This window comes from Paludibaculum fermentans, assembly GCF_015277775.1.
Taxonomy (GTDB): domain Bacteria; phylum Acidobacteriota; class Terriglobia; order Bryobacterales; family Bryobacteraceae; genus Paludibaculum; species Paludibaculum fermentans.
Genome location: NZ_CP063849.1, coordinates 3,993,051 through 4,017,397, shown reverse-complemented (window position 1 = coordinate 4,017,397; position 24,347 = coordinate 3,993,051). Strand labels below are relative to the sequence as shown.

Annotated in this window: 13 protein-coding genes and 1 pseudogene; 6 read left to right on the top strand and 8 right to left on the bottom strand. The window is 63.0% G+C overall.

The features are described 5' to 3' along the window. Window positions 1-3 precede the first annotated feature (3 nt). Window positions 4-891: a zinc metalloprotease gene (locus tag IRI77_RS15695; RefSeq protein ID WP_194452986.1), complete on the bottom strand. Its 888-nt coding sequence runs from the start codon at window positions 889-891 to the stop codon at window positions 4-6. A 128-nt stretch (window positions 892-1,019) separates the two neighbouring features. Here IRI77_RS15695 and IRI77_RS15690 point away from each other — a divergent pair, with 128 nt between their 5' ends. Next, a complete protein-coding gene (locus IRI77_RS15690) occupies window positions 1,020-1,343 on the top strand; it encodes a hypothetical protein (RefSeq protein ID WP_194452985.1) in 324 nt (107 codons plus the stop codon). A gap of 6 nt (window positions 1,344-1,349) precedes the next feature. Here the strand turns inward: IRI77_RS15690 and IRI77_RS15685 are convergent, their stop codons facing one another. From IRI77_RS15685 to IRI77_RS38650, 3 genes and pseudogenes are all read right to left on the bottom strand, one after another. Further along, the gene (locus IRI77_RS15685) at window positions 1,350-2,423 is read right to left on the bottom strand and encodes a GYF domain-containing protein (protein ID WP_194452984.1); all 1,074 of its coding nucleotides are present in this window, start codon (window positions 2,421-2,423) and stop codon (window positions 1,350-1,352) included. A gap of 13 nt (window positions 2,424-2,436) precedes the next feature. Next, window positions 2,437-2,697, bottom strand: coding sequence for a hypothetical protein (locus IRI77_RS38055; RefSeq protein WP_228486756.1), 261 nt, complete (start codon window positions 2,695-2,697; stop codon window positions 2,437-2,439). Window positions 2,698-3,384: 687 nt separating this feature from the next. After that, window positions 3,385-3,537: pseudogene (locus tag IRI77_RS38650) on the bottom strand (double zinc ribbon domain-containing protein); the annotation flags it as partial. Between the two features lie 475 nt (window positions 3,538-4,012). On the opposite strand from IRI77_RS38650, the gene IRI77_RS15675 reads away from it, so the two are divergent. The 3 genes from IRI77_RS15675 to IRI77_RS15665 all read left to right on the top strand — a co-directional run bounded on the left by IRI77_RS15675 (window position 4,013) and on the right by IRI77_RS15665 (window position 9,146). Further along, the gene (locus tag IRI77_RS15675) at window positions 4,013-6,493 is read left to right on the top strand and encodes an ABC transporter permease (RefSeq protein WP_194452982.1); all 2,481 of its coding nucleotides are present in this window, start codon (window positions 4,013-4,015) and stop codon (window positions 6,491-6,493) included. A 296-nt stretch (window positions 6,494-6,789) separates the two neighbouring features. Beyond that, window positions 6,790-7,539 carry a hypothetical protein gene (locus IRI77_RS15670; protein ID WP_194452981.1) on the top strand — a complete coding sequence of 250 codons (750 nt, stop codon included), beginning with the start codon at window positions 6,790-6,792 and terminating at the stop codon, window positions 7,537-7,539. An 83-nt stretch (window positions 7,540-7,622) separates the two neighbouring features. Continuing rightward, the gene (locus tag IRI77_RS15665) at window positions 7,623-9,146 is read left to right on the top strand and encodes a M81 family metallopeptidase (protein WP_194452980.1); all 1,524 of its coding nucleotides are present in this window, start codon (window positions 7,623-7,625) and stop codon (window positions 9,144-9,146) included. A gap of 82 nt (window positions 9,147-9,228) precedes the next feature. On the opposite strand, the gene IRI77_RS15660 is transcribed toward IRI77_RS15665, so the two are convergent. The 3 genes from IRI77_RS15660 to IRI77_RS15650 form a co-directional block, all read right to left on the bottom strand. Next, window positions 9,229-11,004, bottom strand: coding sequence for a beta-L-arabinofuranosidase domain-containing protein (locus IRI77_RS15660; RefSeq protein WP_194452979.1), 1,776 nt, complete (start codon window positions 11,002-11,004; stop codon window positions 9,229-9,231). Between the two features lie 143 nt (window positions 11,005-11,147). After that, complete coding sequence (locus tag IRI77_RS15655) at window positions 11,148-13,850, bottom strand: PIG-L family deacetylase (protein ID WP_194452978.1); 2,703 nt, start codon at window positions 13,848-13,850, stop codon at window positions 11,148-11,150. 231 nt (window positions 13,851-14,081) lie between these two features. Then, window positions 14,082-17,504: a TonB-dependent receptor gene (locus IRI77_RS15650; protein ID WP_194452977.1), complete on the bottom strand. Its 3,423-nt coding sequence runs from the start codon at window positions 17,502-17,504 to the stop codon at window positions 14,082-14,084. Between the two features lie 170 nt (window positions 17,505-17,674). Between IRI77_RS15650 and IRI77_RS15645 the strand changes: the two genes are divergently transcribed. Both IRI77_RS15645 and IRI77_RS15640 read left to right on the top strand, forming a co-directional pair. After that, a complete protein-coding gene (locus tag IRI77_RS15645) occupies window positions 17,675-19,918 on the top strand; it encodes a PD40 domain-containing protein (RefSeq protein ID WP_194452976.1) in 2,244 nt (747 codons plus the stop codon). 198 nt (window positions 19,919-20,116) lie between these two features. Next, window positions 20,117-22,693: a hypothetical protein gene (locus IRI77_RS15640; RefSeq protein ID WP_194452975.1), complete on the top strand. Its 2,577-nt coding sequence runs from the start codon at window positions 20,117-20,119 to the stop codon at window positions 22,691-22,693. A gap of 13 nt (window positions 22,694-22,706) precedes the next feature. Here IRI77_RS15640 and IRI77_RS15635 read toward each other — a convergent pair whose 3' ends face one another. Continuing rightward, window positions 22,707-24,329 (bottom strand): carboxylesterase/lipase family protein, encoded by a 1,623-nt coding sequence (locus IRI77_RS15635; protein WP_194452974.1) that lies wholly within the window; start codon window positions 24,327-24,329, stop codon window positions 22,707-22,709. Window positions 24,330-24,347 lie beyond the last annotated feature (18 nt).

Sequence of the window (24,347 nt, the reverse complement as noted above, 5' to 3'; positions counted from 1 at the left end):
CGCTCACCACCTCCGCTCGCGCCGCATCCGCGCCGCTGCCAACACTTCGTCCAAGCGGCGGATGTGGCAACTGGGGCAGCCCTCCGCCTCCTCTCCCTTGGCCCGCATTAACCGATCTGTCTTCGCAGCCCAAGCCTGCGCATACGCTAGGGGATCTCCGCCGCCTGCCGACCTCCCGTCCAACTCGGCGAGCTTCATTCCGCCGGCAATCAGGACCGCATTCGGACCCGCGGCTTTTGCTTCGATTGGCGGCGGGGTAATCTGCGCGTAGAGCGCATTCAAGGTGCCCGCGGCCGAGCGCGCTGCCGGTTCTCCCGCCAGCAGGAGTGTTGGCTGCTTCCTGTACAGGACCTCGACGGCGCCGCCCTCTGCCCTCCACGAGAAGGGAGGCGACTTTACCTTCACGAACGACGCTGCCCCCTGTGCGGCCGCAATCGCCAGCACGCAGACAACTGCCGCCGCGGCGCGCGCCTGCCACGCCGGCTTCGGCTTGCGGCACTGCCCGCAACGTTCCAGGCGCCGCACATCGAGATCTGCCGCGCAGCGCGCCACCGACATGATGCAGCCTTTCGTGCGGCAGTGCCCCAGTCCGTCGAGGTGCCCTCGTTCGTGCTCGATGACGTTCATCAGCCGGGCGGCCAGGAGCTGCTCCCCGTCCAAGCCCAACCGGAAGGTGGACACCACTGCGATCCCACGCTTGCAGTCGGCGTACCCGAAGAGCGACTCGCAGTCGCGCAGCGCAAGATCGAGAGGCGTGATCAGGACCAGGTGCTCGCCTTCGATGGGCCGTTGGGCGGCCAGAACTTGCGACACGGAGAGCCTCTGATCCATGCGGTTGGTAGCGGGAGCGGACTCGTCCTCCGAGAGTGTCCTGATACGCACGTGTTGCACGCTTCACGCATCATATACGAGAAAAAGATCCTAAGCTATCTGAAGAGATATACTGTTGGCGCCCGTCCGCTCCGCCGCATCCCTGACACCGGACCGGCGGGCTGGATCGCTGGTGGGGGAGGACGCAAATGGGTGAGAAACTCGGATCACTGCTGTTGGGCCTGGCGGCCGCCGGCGTTCTTTCTGCCATCATCATGATGGCGCAGAAGCGGAAGAACCGCGACGCCTGGTCAGGCACGGTGAGCTCCATTGAGCGGCGCTCGGCCGACTATGGTGATGCCAATACACGGGAGTTCTTTCTGGTCCGCTACATCCGGGACGATGGACAGATCTGCTCCTTCGAGTGCGAAGCCAGTTCTTACCCGTTCTGGTACAAGGGCATGCAACCCGGGGATCGACTCGTGAAGCCGGCCGGAGCAGGCATGGCGCAGCGCATTCCTACCGCCAGGTAGCGAGCCTCAGCCCAACCGGCCTGTCTTCTTCCACTCCACAATGCGCGAGAAGTGGTACTGGAAGTAGAGGATGCTGAAGAAGAAGGTCATCACACCGCTCAGTTTCAGCCCGATGGGTTCGGTCGAGTTGTAGTGGCGCACGATCGAACTGCGCATGGAGAACACCGTCACGAGTCCGCAGATCACGATTACCAGGTTCAGGATCATGATCAGGCCGGTGGCGGTGGCCATGGTCGATGACGACATGGAGCTCATTGCGGCAATGTAGAGGGCCACTTGCCCGAACATGCCGAGCGTTGTGACCACCAGCAGTACGACTGCCTTGCTGGAAGGATCTATTTTCTTGACGAACAGAGCCTGCCGGAAGAACCAGATGAGCCCGGCCAGTCCGGCCGTAACCCACGTCAGGATGAGCAGAACCACCCAGTGCATGCTGGGCGGAACCAGCCCGCTGACCGGCGCCGACGCGAGCGGTGCGGGTGCCCCGTAGGCCGGAACACCAAACTGTGGCGCGGACGCGGCGGGGAAGCCTGTGGGCGGCGGGAATGCGGGGCGTGGAGGAGGTGGTGCCTGGTTGAATCCTGCTGAAGGTGCGTTGAAGCCAACCGCGGAGGGACCAGCCGCAAAGGCTGGAGCCCCGGGCGGAGTCGGCGCGGGTTGGAACGGCGAGGGCGGGGCAGGGAAGGCTGGCGCGGGCGGCGCCTTCAGACCCGCTTCCCCTGCGTGTTTCCAGTTCGGCAACCCCGGTTGCCACACCAGTGTGTCCGCAGGCAGGGTCTGCAGGGCAACTCGCAGGACAGATTCCGGTACGGGTCCCTGCTGCTTCCCCGCTACTGCGTAATACCACTGCGACTCGGGCCGCTGCGGCGGAGGAGGCGGAGCGGGTGGTGGTGCTGCGGGCATGGCGAGGGGGGGCGGCGGGGGTGTTCGTTGCGACGCTGAATAGGCCGGCGCCTGCGGTGGGCCAGGCGGAGCCGCAAAGGCCGGAGCAGGTGCTCCGCCAATCGGCTTGCCGCAGCCGGGACAGAAGCGGTCTTCCGCATCCGCCAGTGTTCCGCACGTTCCACAGTATCGGTTCACAGTTCCTCCTGAGTCAGTTGCCCAATCTCTGCCAGCGGATGGTCACCGCAATATTGCGGTCGGAGCGGCTTCGCAGCACCAGCCGTCTCCATCCGTTTCCGGGGCCCGGTGCCTCGGCCACTCCGATATCCTTCGGTTCCACTTCGATCATGACGGGGACACCCGGCAGCGTGCCCTGTAAGGTTCCGGCGGACGCTCCATTGCCGTCAATCGCCAGCGCTTCGTTCTTCCGCAGCTTGCCCGACCAGGTCAGAACCCCGGCAGCGGGGATCAATACTTGTGGACGCTGCGGCGGCGCCTCTGTGCGCGCAACCGGAGGTCTGGGCGTTTCAACCACGGGCGGCGGCGCATTGGCGGCGGGCGGCGCTGGCTGTGAAGTTTGTGGCACCGGCGGCGCGGTAGCTTGTTGCTGAACGGCCGCATTCTGTGCCGGCGCTCCCGTTGCTCGCTCTGGGGGACGCGCGGGCGAGGGCGAAGGCAGGGTAGCCGTCTGGGCTGCTTGTGCAACCGGACTTGGCCGGCGGGACTCAGCCACATTGCCCGCCGATGTCGTTCGATTCTGCGGCGGCTGGACCGCGGGTGTTTGCTGCGGCGCGGGCACCACTTCCGGAGGGTTTGGAGCCGCTGCCGGCACTGGTCGCTCTGGAGCTGGCGAAGGTGTGGCTGTTAGCGCGACCGGTGCCGGTCCTTCGTTAACGGCCACCTCAGTCGGCGCCGCCTTTCCGTGCTGGTAATACCACCACCCCCCGCCTGCTGCAGCCACCAGAAGCAGAAGCAATCCGCCAAGGACCATTCCTTTGCCGGCGGAACTGGCAGGAGCCGCGACCGCGGGCGCCGGGAATTCCGGGGCGGGGGCAATTGGAGGTTGCGCGAAAGCAGTTGGCGCCCTGGTTGCTGCAGGCGCCATGCTAGCCGCCATGGCAGGAGCGGCGGCCGCGGCAACCGGATTTCCACATCGTCCGCAGAAGCCCTTGCCGGCTCGCACTGGCGTGCCGCAGACGGCACAAACTGCTTCAGTTGGAATAGCGGCAGGCTCCGGTTCTACCGTAGTTCCGCACTTTCCGCAAAACGCGGCCCCGGGCCGCAACGCAGCATTACATCGCTTGCAGGTCACGCTCTCTCCGCGCCAGCCTTCTGTAGGCTCTCAAAAATTTACGACAACTATATCTGAATCTCGCGAGGAATCACAACGGGGTGGGTGTGCTTCGGTGGAAGTATGCCCGCAGGCTGAACCGTCACCTGGTTTGTGGGGCACCTCGTAAGGTATGTGGACCTCCGCTGCTGGGGCTGCCAATCACTGGGCGGCTGTCTCGTCGGTTTCCCGTCGAAGCGCTTGACCCGGAGGTGCACCGTCTCCCCCTCCCGTCTGAGCCCATTCCCGGCAGCCCACGTTCCGGCCCCAATCATCAGCGCAGCGGCTCGCCCAGTTTCTGACCGGGCAGCCTGGAATGCGGTTGCCCACCGGCCCTTCTCCCAAAGCAGGCACTGCCGACACGGAAAAATAACTGCTAACTAGCCTCGCACTCATCCGTATTAAGCATGTTCGGGATCAATCGCTACTCTCCCTGTGTTGAGCAAAGGAGAACGCCATGCAAACACTCATCCTGGATCTGCAATACGCACTTCGAACCTTCATACGATCGCGTGGATTCGCAGTCACCGCGGTCCTTACCCTCGCAGCCGGTATTGGGGCCAACACCGCCATCTTCAGCATTATGGATGCTGTCCTCCTGCGCCCACTGCCCTACCAGCATCCTGACCGCCTTGTCCGGTTGTACGAAACCGAGGCGGCTCCCGGCAAGTACCCGTTCACTGGACCCGACTACCTCGACTGGAAGTCAAGAAACAGTACGTTCTCCGGCATGACTCTGTTCTACTGGCCCACTGACATGAACCTCAGCGGGAATGGGCAGCCGGATCCGGTTCGCGCCGTGCCAACCGAAGCCAACTTCTTCTCCCTGCTTGGGGTTTCACCTGTCCTGGGCCGGACCTGGGTGCAGGGGGAAGACCAGCCCGGCAAAGACGACGTTGTGATCTTGAGCTACGCCCTTTGGCAGAGCCGCTTTGGCGCCAATCCCAAAGTCGTGGGCCAGGTGTTGGAGTTGAATGCCCGCAAGCGGACCGTGATAGGAGTGATGCCGGATGGCTTCAGCTTCCCGGCCGCGGCGCGGCTCTGGATCCCGCTCGATACGTCGAGCCGCGGGTTAGGCGAACGCGGCAGTCATTCCTTTAACGCGATCGGCCGGATGAAGCCGGGCGTGACGGTGCCGCAGGCACATGCGGATCTGGCGTCGATTGCCGCGCAACTCGAAAAAGCCTTCCCCGATACGAACCACAAGGTGAGCGCGATCGTCGTGCCTCTCCAGGATGACCTGGCCGGCAAGTCGCGAACGTCCCTGCTGATGATGCTGGCGGCGGTAGGCCTCGTGCTGCTCATCGCCTGTGCCAACATCGCCAACCTTCTGCTCTCCCGTGCCGTTGGCCGGCAGAAGGAGATGGCGGTGCGCAGTTCACTCGGCGCTTCCCGGCTGCGCCTGCTGCGGCAACTGCTCACGGAGAGTCTTCTGCTCTCGCTGGTGGGCGGTGGCTTCGGTGTCCTGCTGGGCTGGGTGTTGATCACTTTGCTGCCCACGATCAAGAGCTTCAGCCTGCCGGATTTCAATACCATCGAGTTGAACGGCGCTGTTCTGCTCTTTGCCCTGGGGCTGACTGTGCTGACTGGTATTCTCTTTGGTTTGGCCCCCGCCGTCCAAGCTGCCCGCCTTGATCTCTTCGACGAACTCAAGGGCGGGGCCGGCAGTTCCATCAGCCCGGGCCGCAGGCGCCGGCTCATGAGCAATGGGCTCGTCGTCGGCGAACTTGCCCTCTCGATGATTCTGCTCATCTCTGCCGGCCTCCTGCTCAAGGATTTCGCTCGCGTCCGAGGTGTGGAAATCGGGGTACGCAGGGAAGGTCTCTGGACAGGTGCGGTCCAACTCCCTGAGGCGATCTACAAGACCGACCAGCAGCGTGCGGTATTCGCGCAGAAGCTGCTCGACCAGGCGCGCCAAGTCCCGGGAGTCCAGACCGCCTCTCTCAGCGACCGGTTGCCGCTCGAAGGTGGCAGCAACTACTATGTCCAGATCCGCGGGCACGTCTCCCGGAAGATGAGCGGGCCGCTGGTGGAATCTCACAGGGTCACTCCGGAGTACTTCCGCACCATGGGCATCCCCCTGCTCAAAGGGCGGCTTCTGACGGCGGAAGACACGGAACACTCGCGGGAAATGGATACCCGCCGCCAGCAGGCGTGGGAGAAAAACACGAGATTGCCCGCCGAGCAACGCAATCTGATGATTTACGCGACGGTCATCAATGCGACGATGGCTCGGACTCTCTGGCCCGGTGAGGATCCGGTCGGGCGGATGTTCTCTGGTGGAGGTGGGGATGAGAACGGCCCCTGGCGCGAAGTAGTCGGAGTGGTGGGCGACGTGCGGCAATGGGGTCTGACGGAGAAGCCGCAGCCTGAAGCTTACGACGCCCTCTATGCTCCGAGCCGCGTCTTTCTCACCCTGCATATCTCCCTGCCCGCATCCAGCATCGGGCCGGCCGTAAGGCGTGCCTTGTCCACCATTGATCCCAGTCTCGCCCTCTACCGGGAGCGCACAATCTCCGAGGTTGTCGACGACAACTCGAAAGGGCAGCGATTCCTCAGCTCGCTCGTCGGCTCGTTTGCATTGCTGGCTGCGCTCCTGGCGGCCATCGGGATCTACGGTGTGCTGTCCTATGTCGTGACGCAGCGTACACGCGAAATCGGCATCCGCATCTCACTGGGCGCAACCCGGTCGCGCGTTCTGGGCGACATCCTCCGTCAAGGGATGACCCTGGCGGCCATCGGTTTCACGCTCGGCTTGGGTGGGGCATTTGCAGCGGGCCGCGTCATGGAGAGCCTGCTGCACGAGGTACAGCCGCGCGACCCGTTCGTCTTCCTGGCCACCTCCGCGTTTCTGGCGCTGGTCACATTGATGGCTTGCCTGCTGCCCGCGCGCCGGGCTGCGAAGTTGGACCCCATCCGTGCACTTCGCTACGAGTGACCAGCCGCGAACTGTTCCTGCGTTTCCCAGGGGCCCATATTGCCCTCACGCTGGGTTCACCTTCTTTTCACGGTGAGCGAAAATAGTTCCCAATGAAGCTCGTCCTGGCACTCTCTGTGTTCGCTCTCGCTGCCTTCGGTCAACCGGACTCCTTCGACGAACTTGCCAGGCTTTTCCACAACGACCCGCGGCAACCGACTGACCTGAAGTTGTCGCCATCGGCTGGCCGACAAGGTGTCCGGATACTCGAAATCTCGTTCGGAAGCCCCGTGTCCGGCCGAGTGCCCGGAGTCTTGGTGACACCCGATCGCCCTGGCCGCTTCCCCGTCATCCTGTTCGGACATTGGATGATGGCCGGCTCCCCGCTGCGCAATCACACCGAGTTCCTGGAAGAGGCAATCGTCTACGCCCGTGCCGGTGCCGTCTGTCTACTCCTGGACACTCCGCTCGTGCGCGAAGGAGTGACCGAGGATCCGGACTTCACCCATGGACAGGAGCCAAAGGCCGCCCTCCAGATGGCCCGCGAGTGGCGGCGCGCCCTCGACATCCTGCTCCTCCGCAAAGACGTGGACGCTCAAAGAGTGGCCTATGTCGGCCACAGCTTCAGTGCCGGCGTAGGCGCCAAACTCGCGGGCGTCGAGAAGCGTATCCAGTCCTTCGTCCTGATGGCGAATACTTACTCGATGCTCGAATTTGTCTTTGACGAAGGGAACGCGGAACTGAAGGCCTGGCGCGCAAAAGTGGGTGATGCGGCAATCCACGCCTATCTCCGCCAATTCCCATGGGACGACTCGCTGCCCTTTGTGCGCCATGCTGCTCCTGCTGCCGTGTTTCTCCAGAACGGTCTTAGCGATACCGACCTTCCCGAGGCCACTGTGAGAAAGAGCTTCGAGTACTTCAACGGGCCCAAGCGGCTCGACTTCTACGACGCAGGCCATGCCCTGAATTCAGCCGCCAGGCTGGACCGGGCCAAGTGGCTTCAGCAAAGGCTTGGCCTGAAGACCCTGGATCTGCAGGGCCTCCAATCCATCGCCCAACTGAAGTGATTCGGGCGCTGCCACCGCAAGGCCGAATTCAAGCTCGCACTTCTGCCTTCCTCTCCAGCCTCCGAATCGACGATCCTGGAAGTATGCATCGCCGCTCCTTCCTCAAAGGCGCTTCTCTCGCCGCCTTCACTGCCTCTGCCGCCACGGCTCAAACGCCTCCGCGTGATTTGCGCATCGCCTATGGCGGCATCTCCATCGAATGCAGTACTTACAGCCGGCTTCTGACCCGCATGGACGAGTTCACCATCCTCCGCGGCGAGGAACTCACGTCCAGCGCCCGGTTTAAATTCCTGAAAAAGTACCCCGTCACCTTCATGCCGACCCTCGTCGCCTCGGCCGTTCCTGGTGGCCCCATCGAACGCAAGACTTACGACGCAATCAAAGCTGAATTCCTCAAGCGCGTCCAGGCGCTCCTGCCCCTCCACGGACTCTATCTGCCCATGCACGGCGCCATGTTCGTCGAAGGAATGCAGGACGCCGAGGCCGATTGGTACCAGGCTGCCCGCAAGCTGGTTGGGCCGGACTGCCTCATCTCTGCCAGTTACGACCTCCACGGCAACATCAGCCAGGCCATCATCGACAATCTCGACATGCTGTCCGCGTATCGCACCGCGCCCCACATCGACCGCGCGGAGACCGTGCTTCGCGCCACCGACATGCTCATGCACTGCCTGAAGGAGAAGATCCGCCCAACCCTCATGTGGGCGCCGGTCCCCGTTCTCATGCCTGGCGAACGCAGCAGCACGGAATGGGAGCCCGGCAAGCGGCTTTGGGCGCAACTGCCCGCCCTCAACCGCGAGTCCGGCATCCTCGATGTCAGCATGCTGGTGGGTTATGTCTGGGCCGACGAACCCCGCTCCACCGCCTCAGTCGTCGTCACCGGCACAAATCCCGCCAGTCAGCGCAAGGTTGCCACGAATCTCGCCCAGCAGTATTGGGACGCGCGCAAGCAGTTCCAGTTCGGCACCGCCACTTGCACGGTGGACGAATGCGTGCAACGCGCCATGGCCGCCAAGACCCAACCCGCGATCCTGGCCGACTCCGGCGATAACCCAACCGGAGGCGGCAATGGAGACCAGGCTACAGTCCTCGAATCGCTCCTTCGTCACAAGGCGCAGCACGTCGTCTTTGCCGGCATCACGGATCGCCCTGCCACCGAAGCCTGCTATACAGCTGGTGTCGGTGCGCGTATCTCCCTGTCTATCGGTGCCACGCTCGACCCCAAGGCGAGCAAACCGGTCAAGGCGGAAGCCATCGTCAAACACCTGCTTCCGGATGCGAAGCCTGCCCGCCGCGAAGCGGTTGTCGAGATCCAGGGCATCACGCTGGTGCTATCGGCCTATCGCCGCCCGTACCACGACATCAAGGACTTCACTCGTTTCGGTCTGGAACCCAAGTCGTTCAAGATTATCGTTGTGAAATCCGGCTACCTGTCTCCGGACCTGGCGCCCATCGCCAATCCGAGTCTCATGGCCCTCTCGGACGGAGCCATTAACCAGGACATCGTCCATCTGCCCGCGAACCGCTACCGTCGGCCGAGCTACCCCTTCGTCGACAACCTGACTTTCACGCCAAAGGTCTACCCCTCAGCGCGGAATCGGTCTTAGTGTCGCTTAGCGCGCGGCATCAGTAACTCTCTGGTTCGTGGCGCGGCAGTCACCGCCTGGAATGGCTTCCGCGCCTGTCTTGCTAGGCGTTCTTGCCCTGCAGGTGAAACACATACTCCCAGGCTGTGCTGCGGAACCCGGTCTGTTCCGCCACAGGACTCACCACCGCCGTTGCGGGACTCATGGCGTAGCCGCCGGGTAGGTACGGCACCTGGAACCGCGCTTGAGTGACTGAGAACGGGCCCACCGGCAGGAACGCATCCCGTTGCAGTTCGACCGAGCCGTTCTTCTGGAGCGGCACCGTGAGCCGGTTGCTCTCCATCGGTTCGTCGAAGAAATACGGGTTTCGCGTTTCGTCGATGCCCAGCAGCCACGGACCATGCCACAGCGTGTACTGCGCATCCCGGCCTGCCCGCTCAGCGCGTGGGCGCATGTCGTAGCGGATCTCGACCCGGTCGCCAGCCTTCCAAATGCGGCTCACACGGTGGTACCCATCGCGAGCCTCCGTCGTCTCTGGGGTTCCGTTCACGAAAAGCTTCACCGCCTGCGCCCAGGACGGTTGCCGGACCAGCAGCAGTACTGTTTTCCCGCTCGCGGCTTCCACCGTGATGCCTACCGATGCCGCCGTCTCCAGCTTAGACTCTGATACGAAACGGCAGCCGGCGGCTTCGCCTTCGCCCTCCACTGGTAAGTCATAGCAGAGGCTGTCGCCCCGTATGCGGAAGACGTGGGCACGGACGTCAGGGAACGCGCGAAGCCCGTGCAGCGTGCAGCACCACCAGGCGCGAGCCGTTCCACCACCCTCTTCCATGCCGCCCAGCGGTGAGCCGGTCCGGGTGATGAGACGGTGGCCAAAGTCACCCGTATCGAACTGGTTCATTGAGAACTCGTTGAATAGGGTCCGTTCGGCCTGTTCCAGGTACTGAGTCTTTCCGGTTAACCCCCAAAGGTGCAAGCTGAGCCGGAGCCAGTCGGCCTCCGCACAACCTTCGGTCCGGCGCGCCTTCGGCTTCCACGCCTCGGGAATGCTGCCCGGAACCAGCAGGTTCCCGCTGTCAATGACACCCTTCCACTCGCGTTCCGCGCGATCGAGCAGCGCCCGCTCGCCGCTGACGTCGTACAGGTCGACCACCCCGCGCAGCGACGTCAGAAACCCATGGCTGTGTTCGCTGGGCCGGCGTTCCGTCCGCAGCGCCATCTCCTGAGCAACGCTACGGTATTGCGGGGCTTTGGTCACTCGATGCAGCTCAGCCATGCCTTCAGCGATCTGGGTCCAGCAGATGTAGCCCATCGCAAACGCCCCGGATTCAAACTGTGTGCGCGTCTTGTCCGAGTTCAATTCCGGCGCGATCCGCACAACGAAATCGCCCAGCTTCCTGGCGGCGGCCAGCGCCTGGGGATCCTTCGACTGCCTGGCGTACTCCAGCAGCCCGATGAGCAGCCGCCCATTGCCCCAAAGCAGAGCCATGTCTTGTTTCGACACACCAGCGGCAGGAAACGAGTTGCCGAAGTAACCCTCGGGCTTCTGCAGCCGGATCAGCTCCTCCACCAACGGCCGCAGCTCCGGGAACTCTTCATGCCGATCAGCGGACGCCGTCGCCAGCGCGCCGATATACCGGCCGGAGACATCGCCGCTAAACTCCGTGAACCGCCTTCCCCCTTCCGGAATTGCATCCGCCAGCACCATCTTTCGCGAGTATGCAGGGGCGCCCTCTCCGCGGACTCGATCGAGGGTCAAACGGTAGCGTTGGCTGAAACAATTAGAACTCGATGAGGGCTGTGCGGCAGGCTTGCCGAGCAAACGAGGCAGGCTCGGAGCCAAAGCCGTTGCAGTCTGCAGGAGCTTTCTTCGGGTCATGGCTGTCTCCTTTTTATCACCGGAGATCTTCCATGAGGTGTCAGGAATCGCACGACTGCAATGCCCGTTCGACGCACCTGCCAGTCGATTTCAGACTGTGTGCAAACCTGCCGCCGCCGGGCATCAAAGCTGCCTTGATCCGCTCACCGGATCTTCGGGTTCTTCGCCAGGCTCAGCATGTTGGCGAAGATCCGGTATGCCCCGTCCACACCCTCCGGCAGCTGCCGGTAGAACGCGTACGCGTTGTAGATGTACACACCCTTGCCGTACTTCGCGTACAGCAGCCCGCCCTTCTGAGGCGGCTGGTCCGCATCGTGGGTCTCCAGCAATGCCTCGTAGTGGGCGTCCCACGATTTCATCCACTTCGACCCGCGTTCTTCCACCCATCCCTCGAAATCCTTCTCTGTGATCCTGTTCGGCCAGGCGAACAACGGGTGCTCCGGCTTAAGGATCTCCACTCTCGATGCTTCGTCCGTCACCTCCTCCGGGTTCCGCCCCATTTCGTAAGGGTACGGACCGAAGTTGTGATCGAACTCGGGCGTGTTGTACTGCACGATCATGACGCCTCCCTGCTGCACATACTCCAGCAGCCGGTTGTTCGACACACTCAACTCTGGACGCGCGGCATAGGCGCGGACACCCAGCAGGACCACATCGAAACGGCTCAAATCGCCAGACACCACATCCGCCGCGGAAAGCGATGTCACCTTCACGCCCAAATGCTCCAGTGACGCGGGGACCTCATCGCCGCTGCCCATCACGTACGCGACCCTCAGCTCCGGCGCAATCTTCACATCCACTCCGCTGGTCTTGTAGGTGGCCGGGCGGTAAAGGAAATACGGCCGCAAGCCCGCATAGCCCGTCAACTGGTAGCCCTCCTGATACCTCCTGCCTTCGTACTCCGCCGTCGCCGTGATCGGATACACCTTCCTGCCCAACTGCGACGGTGTGACCAGAAACGTCAACGACTGGTCCTGCCCCTCAGCAGCGGTCTGGAACGCGCCCACAGCCGGCTCTGACTTCCATCCGGCCGGCAACTCCAGCCGCACGACGCCCTTCGCCGGACCCTTCACATTGCTGTGGACCGTTACCTTTACGGGGAACGCCGTCGCCTCCAGGGGCACCACGCCGGCCCGCGGCTCAATAGCCACGCCGATCGCCGGACCCACGGCCAGCGGCTCGAACACCGGGCCGAACCCGTTTTCCCGTTTCACCGTCTGCACGACCTGACCAATCCGTATCGGCACACCCTGGTAGCGAAAATCCGCCCAGGCCGCAAGCGGATAAGGTGCCAGTGGGCGGTTCGTCCACCTTGCGTCGTCTATGGTGTAGAACGGCTGCTCCAGATCCGGGCGCGAGAAATAGGCGCGTGTATACACCGAATCCCCAGGCACCTTCACCGAGAACTTCGTATCCACTGGCAGGTTGCCGGCGATCGGTCCGAGTGGCCCGCCCGACACCTTCGCCACGGGCCAGCTTTGCCCAGACGCTTCTAGACTCACGCGTTCCAGCGTCACAGGTACCGCGCTCGGGTTCACAGCGCGGACATTCACACCGAACGTTTGCCTCGGAATCGCCACGCGCATCGTATCCGGATCCCCCATGAACATCGCGTACATCGGATCCGGCTCCTTTTCCGGAGCCACGGTTCCATACACTGCCAACCCCAGGGCCTGCGCCAGCGCGTTGTTGAACTGCACCTGCTTGATCCGCAGTTCATGCAGTACGTTGTACTTCGACTCGGCGTCCAGTCCGCTCTTCTCGACCGCCGCGATCAGTGCCACCGTGTCCTTCAGTCCCGCGGCCAGCGACGGCGCAGTGGCCTCCGGCTTCACCGCCGAGAACTTCGCCATCGCCTCTTCCACCGCCGCATTCATCTTCTCCAGGCCCGGTCTCAGGAACGCGGCATCCCCACCCTTCGCCAGGGACGCGATCCCGGCCAGTGTCACATCGATCCCATCAAAGAAACCCGCTTCCGTCTCCTTGGCGTCGACCGTCGAACCGAACCGGTGATACCCGGTGCTCACTTCGCCTGCCCTGGGCATAGCGCCGCCGCCGTTCTGCGACTTCTGCAGGCCCAGCCCCTCCCGGGCCACCTGCACGTAGGAATATCCCAGCAGCGGATCGTAAGTCCCCTCCGGCACCCGGACGTTCACTGCCAGTTCATTGGCGCCCTGCCGCCGGAACGGAACCCGCGCGTAGTCCTTCACCGGCGACCACGGTTTCAGTCCGGCTTGAATCTGCTCCGGGAAAACACTCGGATCACCTGCTGCCCGGAACACCTCCTGGGCCATCGCGCCTGCCGTCTCATGATTCCCATGCCCGTCGCTGGGCCCGCCCACAAATACCGACGTGATCACCAGGGGGCGAACCTCCCTCACCACCTTCACCACATCGAACAGGACCCGGTCGTGCGTCCACTTGCCGATGCTCTCCGCCTTCGTCTTCGAGAATCCGTAATCCACCACGCGCGTCCAGAACTGGTCCACCCCGTAGTGCCGGCCTGCCTGCAGTAGTTCCATCGTGCGTACCAGGCCCAGTGCATCGAAGAAATCCGGCGACATCACATTCGCGCCGCCCTCGCCCCGGTTCAGCGTCAGCAACGACACCCGAGCACCCAGGCCTCGCGACTCGTAGGCCAGCATCCCGCCGTCCTCGTCATCGGGATGCGCCGTGATCATCATCAGGCTGGCGCGCGTATGCAGCTTCTTCAGGCTCTGCCATAGGGCGGCCGATCCGCGATTCACGGAAATCTCGTGTTGCACCTCGGACGGCCGGATCTCGGTCTCGTACGGAGCCTGTCCCCATGCCAGGCCTGCGGTCAGTAGAAGAGCAACGGATTTCATGAGTCCCCTGTGAATGAGATGGCCGGCCCCGTCGGTTCTCAACGCGGCCGGCCCGTACTGATCAAAATACAACTTCACGATGAGCCACAGCAGCTGCGCAACTTCGATCGGCCCTCCACCCTGTGCGCCATCCCGCCGCTTCTCTGTCCCCAAACAAAAAATGGCTGGCTCCCACCCAAAGGCAGGAGCCAGCCGGTCGGACTCGCCCGTTATCGGACGAGCTGGGTCAAACTAGAACGAATAACGCAGGCTCAGCTGCATCGTCCGGTTGCTGCTCTTCGTCGTCACCTTGCCGAACGCCGAGTTGGTCGGGTCGGTCACCGGGGCGTCCCAGTTCGGGTGATTCGGGAAGTTGTACATCTCGGCGCGGAACTGCACGCGTTGCTGTTCCGTGATGCTGAACGCTTTGAACAGCGCCACGTTCCAGCTCTGCGAGCCTGGCCGGTAGTACTTGTTGCGGTTGTTCTGGGTCGTGAACGTGCCTGCCGCGGCGCGCTGGAATAGAGCTGTGCCGTCGGCTGCGGTCGTCCGGAACCAGTAGGCGTTCGCGCCGGTCCAGTAGGCGAACTTCTGATCGCCGCTGTCCATCTTCGCATCGCCCTTGATGTCCCAGATCTGGTTGCCGCTGCCGGTGCCGACGCCAGCAACATCCTGGCTCGTGGACACCGTGAACGGGTTACCGGTCTGGAACTGGTTCACACTCGAAAGCTGCCAGCCGCCCAGCAGTTTGCCGCTCAGGTTGTTGTTGCGGAAAACCGGCAGTTCGTAGATGAAGTTGACCACCAGCATCTGGCGGACGTCGAAGTCCGACGGACCCCAGAAGGTGCTCGCATCGTAGGCGTTCGGCAGAATGGTGCGGCTGCCTGAGGCGTCGTCGGTCGACTTGCCGTAGGTGTAGGCCAGGCCATAGCTCAGGCCCTTGCTGAACCGGCGGTTCACGCTGACCTGCAGGGCGTTGTAGGTGGACGATGCTTCGTTGTTGGTCACGCGGATCGTTGCATAGCCTTTGTAAGGCCGCAGCGTATCGACGTAGGCCGTGCTGTTCTGCAGGGTGCCCGGCATCAGCTGGTTGATGTTGCGTTCACGCTGCAAATGGATGCCGCGGCGGCCGACATAGGAAACTTCCAACGTCGTCGCCCAGGGCAGTTCCCGCTCCACCGCAGTGTTCCAGCTCCAGGCGCTCGGCATGCGGAAGATCGGATCCTGTGTCGTCACGAACAGGGGCAGGCGCGCATTGGCCGCGGCCGCACCCGGATTGTCTACGCTGCCGTTCGCCACTGAGGCGTTCGGCTGGAACGGGGCATTGGCGCCCAGGAACACTGAGTCGCTAACACCGGTGCGGGTGTAGAAACGTCCGCCGCCGGCGCGTACCACCATCTTCGGGGTCACCGTGTAGGCGATACCCAGGCGGGGCTGGAAGTCAGCATAGTGGATCTTTGAGTATTCCTTGTTGCCTTTGAAGAGCGAGTTATACTCGCCGCTCGTGGCGATCGGCACACGGCCCTTGGCCGAATCCGGCCAGCCGTCGCCGGGGATGATCATGCCGTTCAGGTAGTTGCCGCTGAGAATGGCGCCGGTCTTCGGATCCTGCACCACTGCCTTCGAGACGTCGTAGGAAGCCGGATCAAAGACTGCCATGTTCCGCCACTGGCTGTAGTAGGGCTGGATGATGCTGTGCCGCAAGCCGATCTCGAGGCGGAGCTTGTCCGTAACCTTCCAGGAATCCTGGGCAAACCATTCGAACATGTGCGAACGGTACGGAGTGTAGGGCCGTGCGCCCAATTCCGCGTAGTTGCTGAACAAACCCATCGCTGCATTCGCGACCGCGAGGCCCGTGAATGAGCCGTCGTTGAACTCGAAGCGGCCGTTCTGGTTGTTCGTGCCGCCGGGAACGCCCGTCACGTTGATCTGGTCGAAGTCGTTCTGCCCGGCGCGCTCGTACAGGCCGCCGAACTTGATCGTGTGCGTGTTCTTGATGATCGTGAAGTTGTCGGACAGCATGTAGATCGGGCCTGCCGACTTGGCCGGGTACGGCCCGCCGTTGATGCCCGTGAAGCCCGCAATCGCCGCCGTCGGAATCTTGTTCGTGATCTCCTTGCGGTCCGGGAAGATGTAGGGATAGTTGATCCCGTACTTCGTCCGGTCGAATACGCCCGTGCTCGTGTCGATGCCGATGAACACCTGGTCGACGCTGGTGGTTGCCAGCATTTCATTGACCATCGTGGGGCTGACGGTCCAGATGTAGTTGAGGGAAAAGCTCTTGTTGGGGCGATCAAAGATACGGGGTGTGTGGCCGCTGCCATCGAACGGCGAGTAGTCCCAGTAGCTGTACACCATGCTGCGGAAGCGCAGTTGGTGGCTGCTCGAAGGATTGTAGTCGATGGAGTAAGTCTCTTTTCGCTGGTTCGTCGGAGCGCCGGTGGCTGAGTAGTAGTTGTTGCTGCCGCTGAGGAAGCCGGGCGTCGGCAACTGAGAAGCGCTGAGGATGCCCACGCCGTTCGCGCTCAGGCGCGACTTCGGAATGAGGTTGCCGGCAAACGGGCTGTTCGTTGTCGGATCGTTGATCGTCCGCGCGCCCGTATAGAACGTGTTGGCCGGGTTCAACAGTTCGCTGAAGTCCCCGTTGCGCATCGCCGCAGTCGCCACCGTCTGCGTCGTGCTGGCCGTGCTGCGCTGGCGGACATACTCCTGGCTGAACAGGAAGAACAACTTGCTCTTGTCCGTGTTCCACTTGCCCGGAAGGTAAACCGGTCCGTTGACGTTGTAACCGAACTGGTTGTAGCGGAACGGCGACGGGCCGCCGCTGATGCTCGAGTTCGAGTTGCGGTTCCGGTCCCAGGTATTCGCATTCAGCGCCGAGTTCCGGAAATACTCATACAAGGACCCATGGAACTGCTGGCCGCCGCTGCGCGTGATAATACGCACCTGGCCGCCGATCGACCGTCCATACTCAGCCGGGAAAGCTGACGTAAGGATCTGGATTTCAGCCACTGCGTCCATGTCCGCCGCGCCGATCGCCGTACCGTCAGCACCTCGCGTACGCAGGCCCACCGCGCCGTCCGTGGTCACGGTGCTGTCGGAGGAGCGTGTGCCGTTGATATTGGCGATGTTCGCCATGCCGAACCCGCCGCCGGTCACCGACTGGCCGGTCACGCCCGGCTTCAGCAGCGCCAGGTACATCGGGTTGCGGCCCGTCACCTGAATGGATTCAAACTGCGCCCGATCCACCACGCGGCCCAAAGCGGCCGTGTCGGTCTGGATTCGGGTGGCGGAGGCCGTAACTTCCACCGACTGGCTCAGATCGCCAACTTCCAGCGTCAAGTCGATGCCCGCCGCCATGTTGGAGTCGATCTTGTTCTTTGTTTTGTTGGTCTTCTTGAAGCCTGTCGCTTCGGCTGAGACCGTATACACTCCGGATGGAACAGGCGTGAAGATGTAATACCCGTTGTCACCCGTCTTGGTTTCGCGTTCAGCGCCCGTGGCTGTGTTGGTGAGAACAACTCGGACTGCGGGGATGGAAGCGCCAGTTGAGTCTCTGACAAAGCCCGAAACGCTGGCATTATCCGATTGTCCGAGTAGGATTGCTGAGGACAGGGCAAACGTGGCGGCGAGCAACCAGGCTCGGCGCAACTGTCCTGTACGGAAAATAGACATGAAGGTCTCCATTGGAAATTGGAGTTGTGCAAACTGATCGCGTCAACGGTGAAACGCGGTGCCGGACACGGCGCCACCGATCCAAGCGCGACCCCCGTGCAAACTGATAAAATTGTAGAAAGAAACACGATAAACAGGGAGTAATCCCGCAGTAATGACGGGGTAAGCAAATGCAAGTAACTCGTCCCGAGGCCTCTCCGGACGATGGTTTCAACGTCAGAAACGCCGCCCTCGAGGAACTTCAGAAAATCCTGGCCAGCGACGGCTTCGCCAAGTCCGAGCGAATGCGCCGTTTCCTGTCCTATGCCGTCGAACACTCGCTCGCTCAAGACCTTGGGCAACTGAAGGAGAGTGTGATCGGTGGCGCCGTGTTTGACCGCCCGGCCACATACGATCCGAAAGCGGATCCAATCGTCCGGATTGAGGCCCGCCGCCTCCGTGAGAAGCTCGCCGCGTACTATGCAGGGGAGGGTAAGGACGATCCCATCCTCATTAACCTACCCAAAGGCGGCTATGTAACATCCATCGAGGCCGTCCGGAGAACGCGGAGCCCCTCCGCTCCGGTCATGCTTGACACAAAAAGCGGGATTCCAGCTCCGAAACGCCGAAACGGTTCCAACTCGCTTCAGGAATCTAGACCTGAAACGCCGGATTTGCCATCGCCTCGACCTTCGTCCGCCCCCCTGCCGGCCCAGTCCACCGCGCGGTCGATGATCACGCATCGGATGATCGTCCTGGCCCTGGTCGCCGTTGCCGTCCTGATTGCCGCGGTGTGGAAGATCGCCACCTCGCGCCCCGGGCCCCCGCCTCTAGAATTCCACAACTTTACGAGCCTGCCCGGAGCCGAACTGCAGCCCGCCTTCTCTCCCGACGGCACCAAGGTGGCGTTCCTGTGGAACGGTTCAGAAAGCGGTCGCCGTAACATCTATGTTCAGACGGTCGGCAGCTTCACCCCAGTGCTGCTCACCAAGGACGCGGAAGGTGAGGTATCGAGCCCTGTCTGGTCGCCCGGCGGCCGCGAGATCGCCTTCCTTCGACCCCTCGGTATTGACCATCTTGGTATTTTCGTCATGGATCTGGCCACCCGTGACATAGTCCGCCGGGCAGTCATCGAATCAGCCCCCAGCCCTGTCGGCCCTTCGGTCCTGATCGACTGGTCACCGGACGGCAAGTCAATCGCCGCCACGAACCGACGGGACTTGGTCCTGATCTCTACCTCCAATGGGGCGATCACCCGCATCACCACCAGCCCGGAGCGGATCCTCGGCCACTACGATCCGGCTTTCTCCCCGGACGGCCGCACTATCGCCTTCCGTGAAGCGCTCAGCCACGGCGTCGACCAACTCAGCCTCCTCGACCTGGCATCGGGACGCATCACCCGCCTCACCACCGGTTCTCGCCCCCTGATGGGACACGCCTGGACAGCGGATGGCAGCGCGTTGGTCTTTGCCCGGCAACGCAGCCTGTGGCGCATTCCCGCCGCCGGCGGAGAGCCCAGGCGTCTCACCGACGGCACCATCACCGCTCGCCATCCCCGCATCGCCCGTGCAGGCGGCCGTCTGGTCTTTGCGAGTCCTCGCCAGACAATTCGTGTCTGGCGGCAACCTCTGCCGGCGGGAAAATCCGAGCTGGTGTTGTCCTCCACGCTCACCGATGTCAGCCCGGACATTGCACCAGATGGCCGCCGCATTGCCTTCCGCAGCGACCGCAGCGGTACCGACGAAATCTGGGTCTCCGATATCCACGGCACGGCCCCGCGCCGCCTCACCCAATTTGGCCGTACCCTCACCGGCTGCCCCCGCTGGTCTCCCGACGGGCACTCCCTTGCCCTCGACTCCCGCACCGGCGACAACTCGGACATTTTCATCGTGAATGTGGACAATGGCAAGCTGCGCCGCTTCACCAGCGAGAACTACGACGAGGTGGTCCCCAGTTGGTCCCGCGACGGCCGCACGATTTACTACTCGGCCAACACCAATGGCACCTGGCAGATCTGGAAGCGCCCGTTCATCGGGGGCACCGCGGTCCAGGTGACCCAGGCAGGCGGTTTCGGAGCCTGGGAGTCCAGCGATGGCCGCTGGATCTACTACACAAAGGATCGTGGCGGCCGCGCCATCTGGCGCCTGCCTGTGAACGGTGGGACCGAGGAAACCGTGTTTGAAGGCCTCGATGCAGGCATGTGGGGCAACTGGCGACTCCACAACGACACCATTTTCTTTGCCGGCGTCCAGCCGCCTTATTCGCTCCGCGCCTTCGATCTGGTTACCCGGCGGGAGACCATCCTCGCCAACCTGCCCAATCGGCCTCTGGTCGGTGACGCCGGTCTTGCTGTCGCACCGGATGGGGCATCCATCTTTATCTCGTTGGCCGACCCCGTGGCTAGCGATTTATTTCTGGTCGAGCCCTTCCACTAACTCCCCTCTGAACTAAGTGGACGGCCACATTCACCGCGCCTGGCGGAAGGCCGGCGCCAGGTGGCTGAATCGGGAGCAGGCCTTCACATCAGCCCGAGTGAGGGTGAGAATCCGAAAGATAGAGCGCGGCCGCTCCGGCATTCCACACCCGGATGAGTTCTTTTGCCGCCGGGTGCCGCTTCCCTGGTTATGAGGTGCATGACGACGACTCATTATCTTCGGGTTTTGCCGTTCCAGAAGCTCCTGCTCCTCCAACCGCACGATCCTCCTATCAAAGGCTCTGTTTCCATCCGGATTCTTCTGTCCGCCCTTCTGGCCCTAATTCCCGCCTGCCTGGCGCAGACAGCGCCACTCAGTACCGTGCCCGGCCCGGTCCGGACGCCACGCAGTTCGCTTGCCGCCCTGGCGGCCCGGATCCACAGTGGCGCTAACCGGCTCGGCCCTTTCAACACACGCACATTTGGCAATCCTGACGGACCCATGACGGTGGCGCCGGCCAGCACATCGAGTCCTGGGACACCCGTGCCCGCAACCGCGCCGGCCACCGTCCTGCCACAGTTCGCCTTCGGAGGCGGCTGGTATTCCGCACTGTACTTCACCAACGTCGCCGCGTCGCCCGTCTCATTCACCGCTAGTTTTATCAGTGACGCGGGCTCGCCGCTCACCGTCCCCGCCCTGGGCGGCTCAGCCGTCCAGGTAAATCTTCCGGCACACGGTACGGCCGTCATCGAAGCGCCCAATTCCGGCAGCCTGGTCCAAGGCTACGCCGCTTTCACACTCCCCAGTAGTGTCTTCGGCTATGGAGTCTTTCGCCAAAGCGTCACCGGGCAGCTCGATCAGGAGGCTGTCGTCCCCCTGTCCGACGCAGGAGCAAACTCGAACATGCTCACCTGGGACGAAACAAACCTGACCACCGCCGTAGCCATGGCCAATCCCAGTTCCTCCAGCGCCACTGTGGTCGTTACCCTCTGGGATGAAGGCGGCAACACGATAGGAAACTACGCCTTCACTCTGCCGCCCCACAACAAATTCGCATCCGTGCTGCGCAACCTGCCTGGTCTGGGCGGAATGGCCGGCAAACGGGGTTCGGCGCATTTCACTACCTCCAACGGAAGTATTGCTGTCCTGGGGCTGCGTTTTAACGGGCTGGCCCTCACCTCCATCCCCGCCACCACGGGCTCGTCGGTTTCCGGAACCCGGTCCCTGGTGCTGCCGCAAATCGCCTTCGGCGGTGGATGGTATTCCGCGCTCTACTTCACAAACACCGCGGAGTCGCCTGTTTCGTTTCCCGTTCGCTTCATGACCGATGGGGGTGCCCCACTCATCGTGCCATCCCTCCAGAACTCCACCGTGCAGGTGAATCTGCCCGCGCACGGCACGGCCATTCTCGAAGCCCCCAACTCAGGCGCGCTCGCCCAGGGATTCGCGGCCTTTACCCTGCCCAGCGGCGTATCCGGATACGGTGTCTTCCGTCAAAGCGTCCCGGGGCAATCGGACCAGGAGGCGGTGGTGCCGTTGTCCGATGCCGCTGCCGGCGCGAATTCGCTGACCTGGGATGAGACGAACCTGACGACAGCCGTAGCCATGGTCAACCCCAGTTCGACCAGCGCCAATGTGGACGTAACGCTCTGGGACAACAGCGGCAATACTCTGGGCACTTCTTCGATTGTCCTGCCGCCCAATAACAAGAGCGCCACGGTGCTGCGATCCCTGCCCGGCCTGGAGGCGATGGCCGGCAAACGGGGCTCGGCGCAGTTTACGGCCTCCTCCGGCAGCGTTGCCGTGCTCGGGCTCCGTTTCGACGGACTAGCGCTCACCTCGATCCCCACCACAGGCATGCACGCCGCCGCCGCGGGCGACCTGGTGGCGCAGCACGTGCTGGCGCAAACCGGACTGGCCATTGGACAGGCCTCCACCGTGCTGCAAAGCCAGCTTCGGATTGTCATGGCGATCTCTGAATCGGCCACCTACTGCACGGCGCTCGAGGGAGGCGGAAGCATCAAGGTGGGCAATAGCGCCAATGCGGTTACCATCTACTACGACTCCTACTGCACGAAGCCCTATCTGTCGACCGGCGCCGACACCACTATGAACGTCCTGGGTGACTCGGTCGTCATCTCGGAGGCCGCCACGTACTACGGACCCGGTGGAAGCATTCTCGGGACCATGGTCATCAACGAGACCGCCAAGATCGGCAGCTCCTCATGGAACGTCTATGGCCTGGGCACGTTCACACCGGCAACGGGAGCCCGGACGCCCGTTCAATTGGGATTGTACTGTTCCCTGGCCGACGCGAGTAGCGACTGTGCTGGCGGCATCGCGCAGGACTTCCCGACTCTCGGGCTTTCCATCGGGGCCGTCACCCCTATCCGGCTGAACTACGGCAACTCGACCAGCGATCCCATCACCTTCACCGGTGGCGGCACCGCCTTCACTGGGCCGCTGGGAGCCCTCACCCTCACCAACCCTTCGCCCACCACTCTCTCAATCCAGGGAGGCGCCGCATTCTCCACCACCACAAGCAGCGGCGGCGCCGCCGGGTTCAATCTCTTTCCGCCGACGCCCACCGCCTGGACACTCACTGACTCGGCCAACGATCAGAAATTCCAGATCTCCGTTGTCAGCAATACGGTCCGCAACCTGACGCTATCCATCATCCAGATGAGTTCGGGTACGGTATTGGCAACCGGTGCGCTCGATCAGTCAGGCTCGGGAACCATCACTTACTCAGACGGCAGCACCGCCGTGGTAACCAATTGGACTTTGGCGAACTGAGCCGCAGCCGTCCCTACTTGGCGTGCAGGATCGCGTCCAGCAACTGATACCGCTGCCGCGCCTCGGGCACCGCGCCGGACTCCGCATTCAGGCTCATGATCTGGAAACCCGAGCCAGGCGCGTAAGCCGGCCACTTCGGCAGTCCGGCGCCATTGGGATCGCCCGTCTTGATGAAGTTCGCAAAGTAGCCTTCCATCACCTCTGACAGCTTGTAGTCGGCCAGCTCCCAGGCATAGTGCTTGTTCGTGGCCAGATTGCCCAACGCATACTCGATCTCGGCCGAGTGCACTGCGCCGCGCCACTTCGGAACGGAAGAAGCTGCCGCGGCGTTCGTGATGATTCCACCCGCGGTGCCCGGCAACTGGTCGGCCCGCCCCAGGAACTTGGGCCTCGGCCGTCCGTAGAGGAATCGGAACACCGGTTGTCCGCTCGACTGCCGGTGACCCTCTGCCAGCCGCCACATGTTGTAGCCCATGCCCCGGTCCGTTGCCAGCGTCTGTGCCGCATCCAGTACCTGGTCCGCTGTCTGTCCCGCCGGATACAGGGCCAGCACGCGGTCGGCATCCGCGCCGAACAGCTTGCGGACCGCCGCAGTATACCCCTCAGGTGTCGCCGGATTCTCGCCCAGCAAGGACTGCGCGTTCCGGTCTTCCGTCACCCAACCCAGCAGCAGTGGCACCCGAGACAGTTCCCCCTTGTCCGCACATTCGATCAGGTCCTTCGCCGCCACCTGATAGCCATCCGCGATGGCCTCGAATCGCGTCCAGGCCGGCTGCGCGGTCATCGCCAGCACCTTCTCCCCGGGGATCGCGCGCAGATCCTTCAACGACTGCGCGCCGGCCGCGGCCATGAACTCCATTCCGCGCTTCTCGGCATCCGCCAAGGACAGCGGCTTCGTGCCGCTGACCATGCTGCCGCTCTCCAGAATGGCGCCCGCGAACAAGCCCTTCGACAAAGGAGAGAGCAGTTGCACGCTCACTGAGCGCGATCCGGCCGACTGGCCCGCAATCGTGACCCGCTTCGGATCTCCGCCAAAAGCCGCAATATTCGCCTGCACCCACTGCAGGGCCGCATTCTGATCCAGGAAGCCGTAGTTGCCCGACGAGTGATAGGCCGCCTCCGCCGTCAACTCGGGATGCGCCAGGAATCCGAACACGGAGAGGCGGTAGTTGATGGTGACCGAGACAATGCCCTTCGTCGCCATGCTCTCGCCGTCATAGCGATACTCTGACCCGTCGCCAGCCATCAGTCCGCCACCGAAGAAGTACACCAGCACCGGCAGCTTCTCCGCTGCCGTCCTGGCCGGCGTCCACACGTTCAGATACAGGCAGTCTTCGCTTGTGCCTTTGCCGCGAAACTCCATGTCCCCGAAGATGGGCCGCTGCATGCAACTCGCGGCGAACTCCACCGCCGGGCGCACGCCCTGCCAGTTCTTCGGAGGCTGCGGCGCCTTCCAGCGCAACTCACCCACCGGCGGGGTGGCAAACGGAACCGCCCGGAACATGCGGACCCCGGACTTCGCGGTGATGCCCTCCACGACGCCATTCACCGTCTTGACGCGTGGACCGGCGGGCGCTCCCTGGACTGCCACCAGGCCCGCCAAAGCACAGAAACAAAGACTACTCGACAACTTCATGGTTCTGCTCCGATCTGG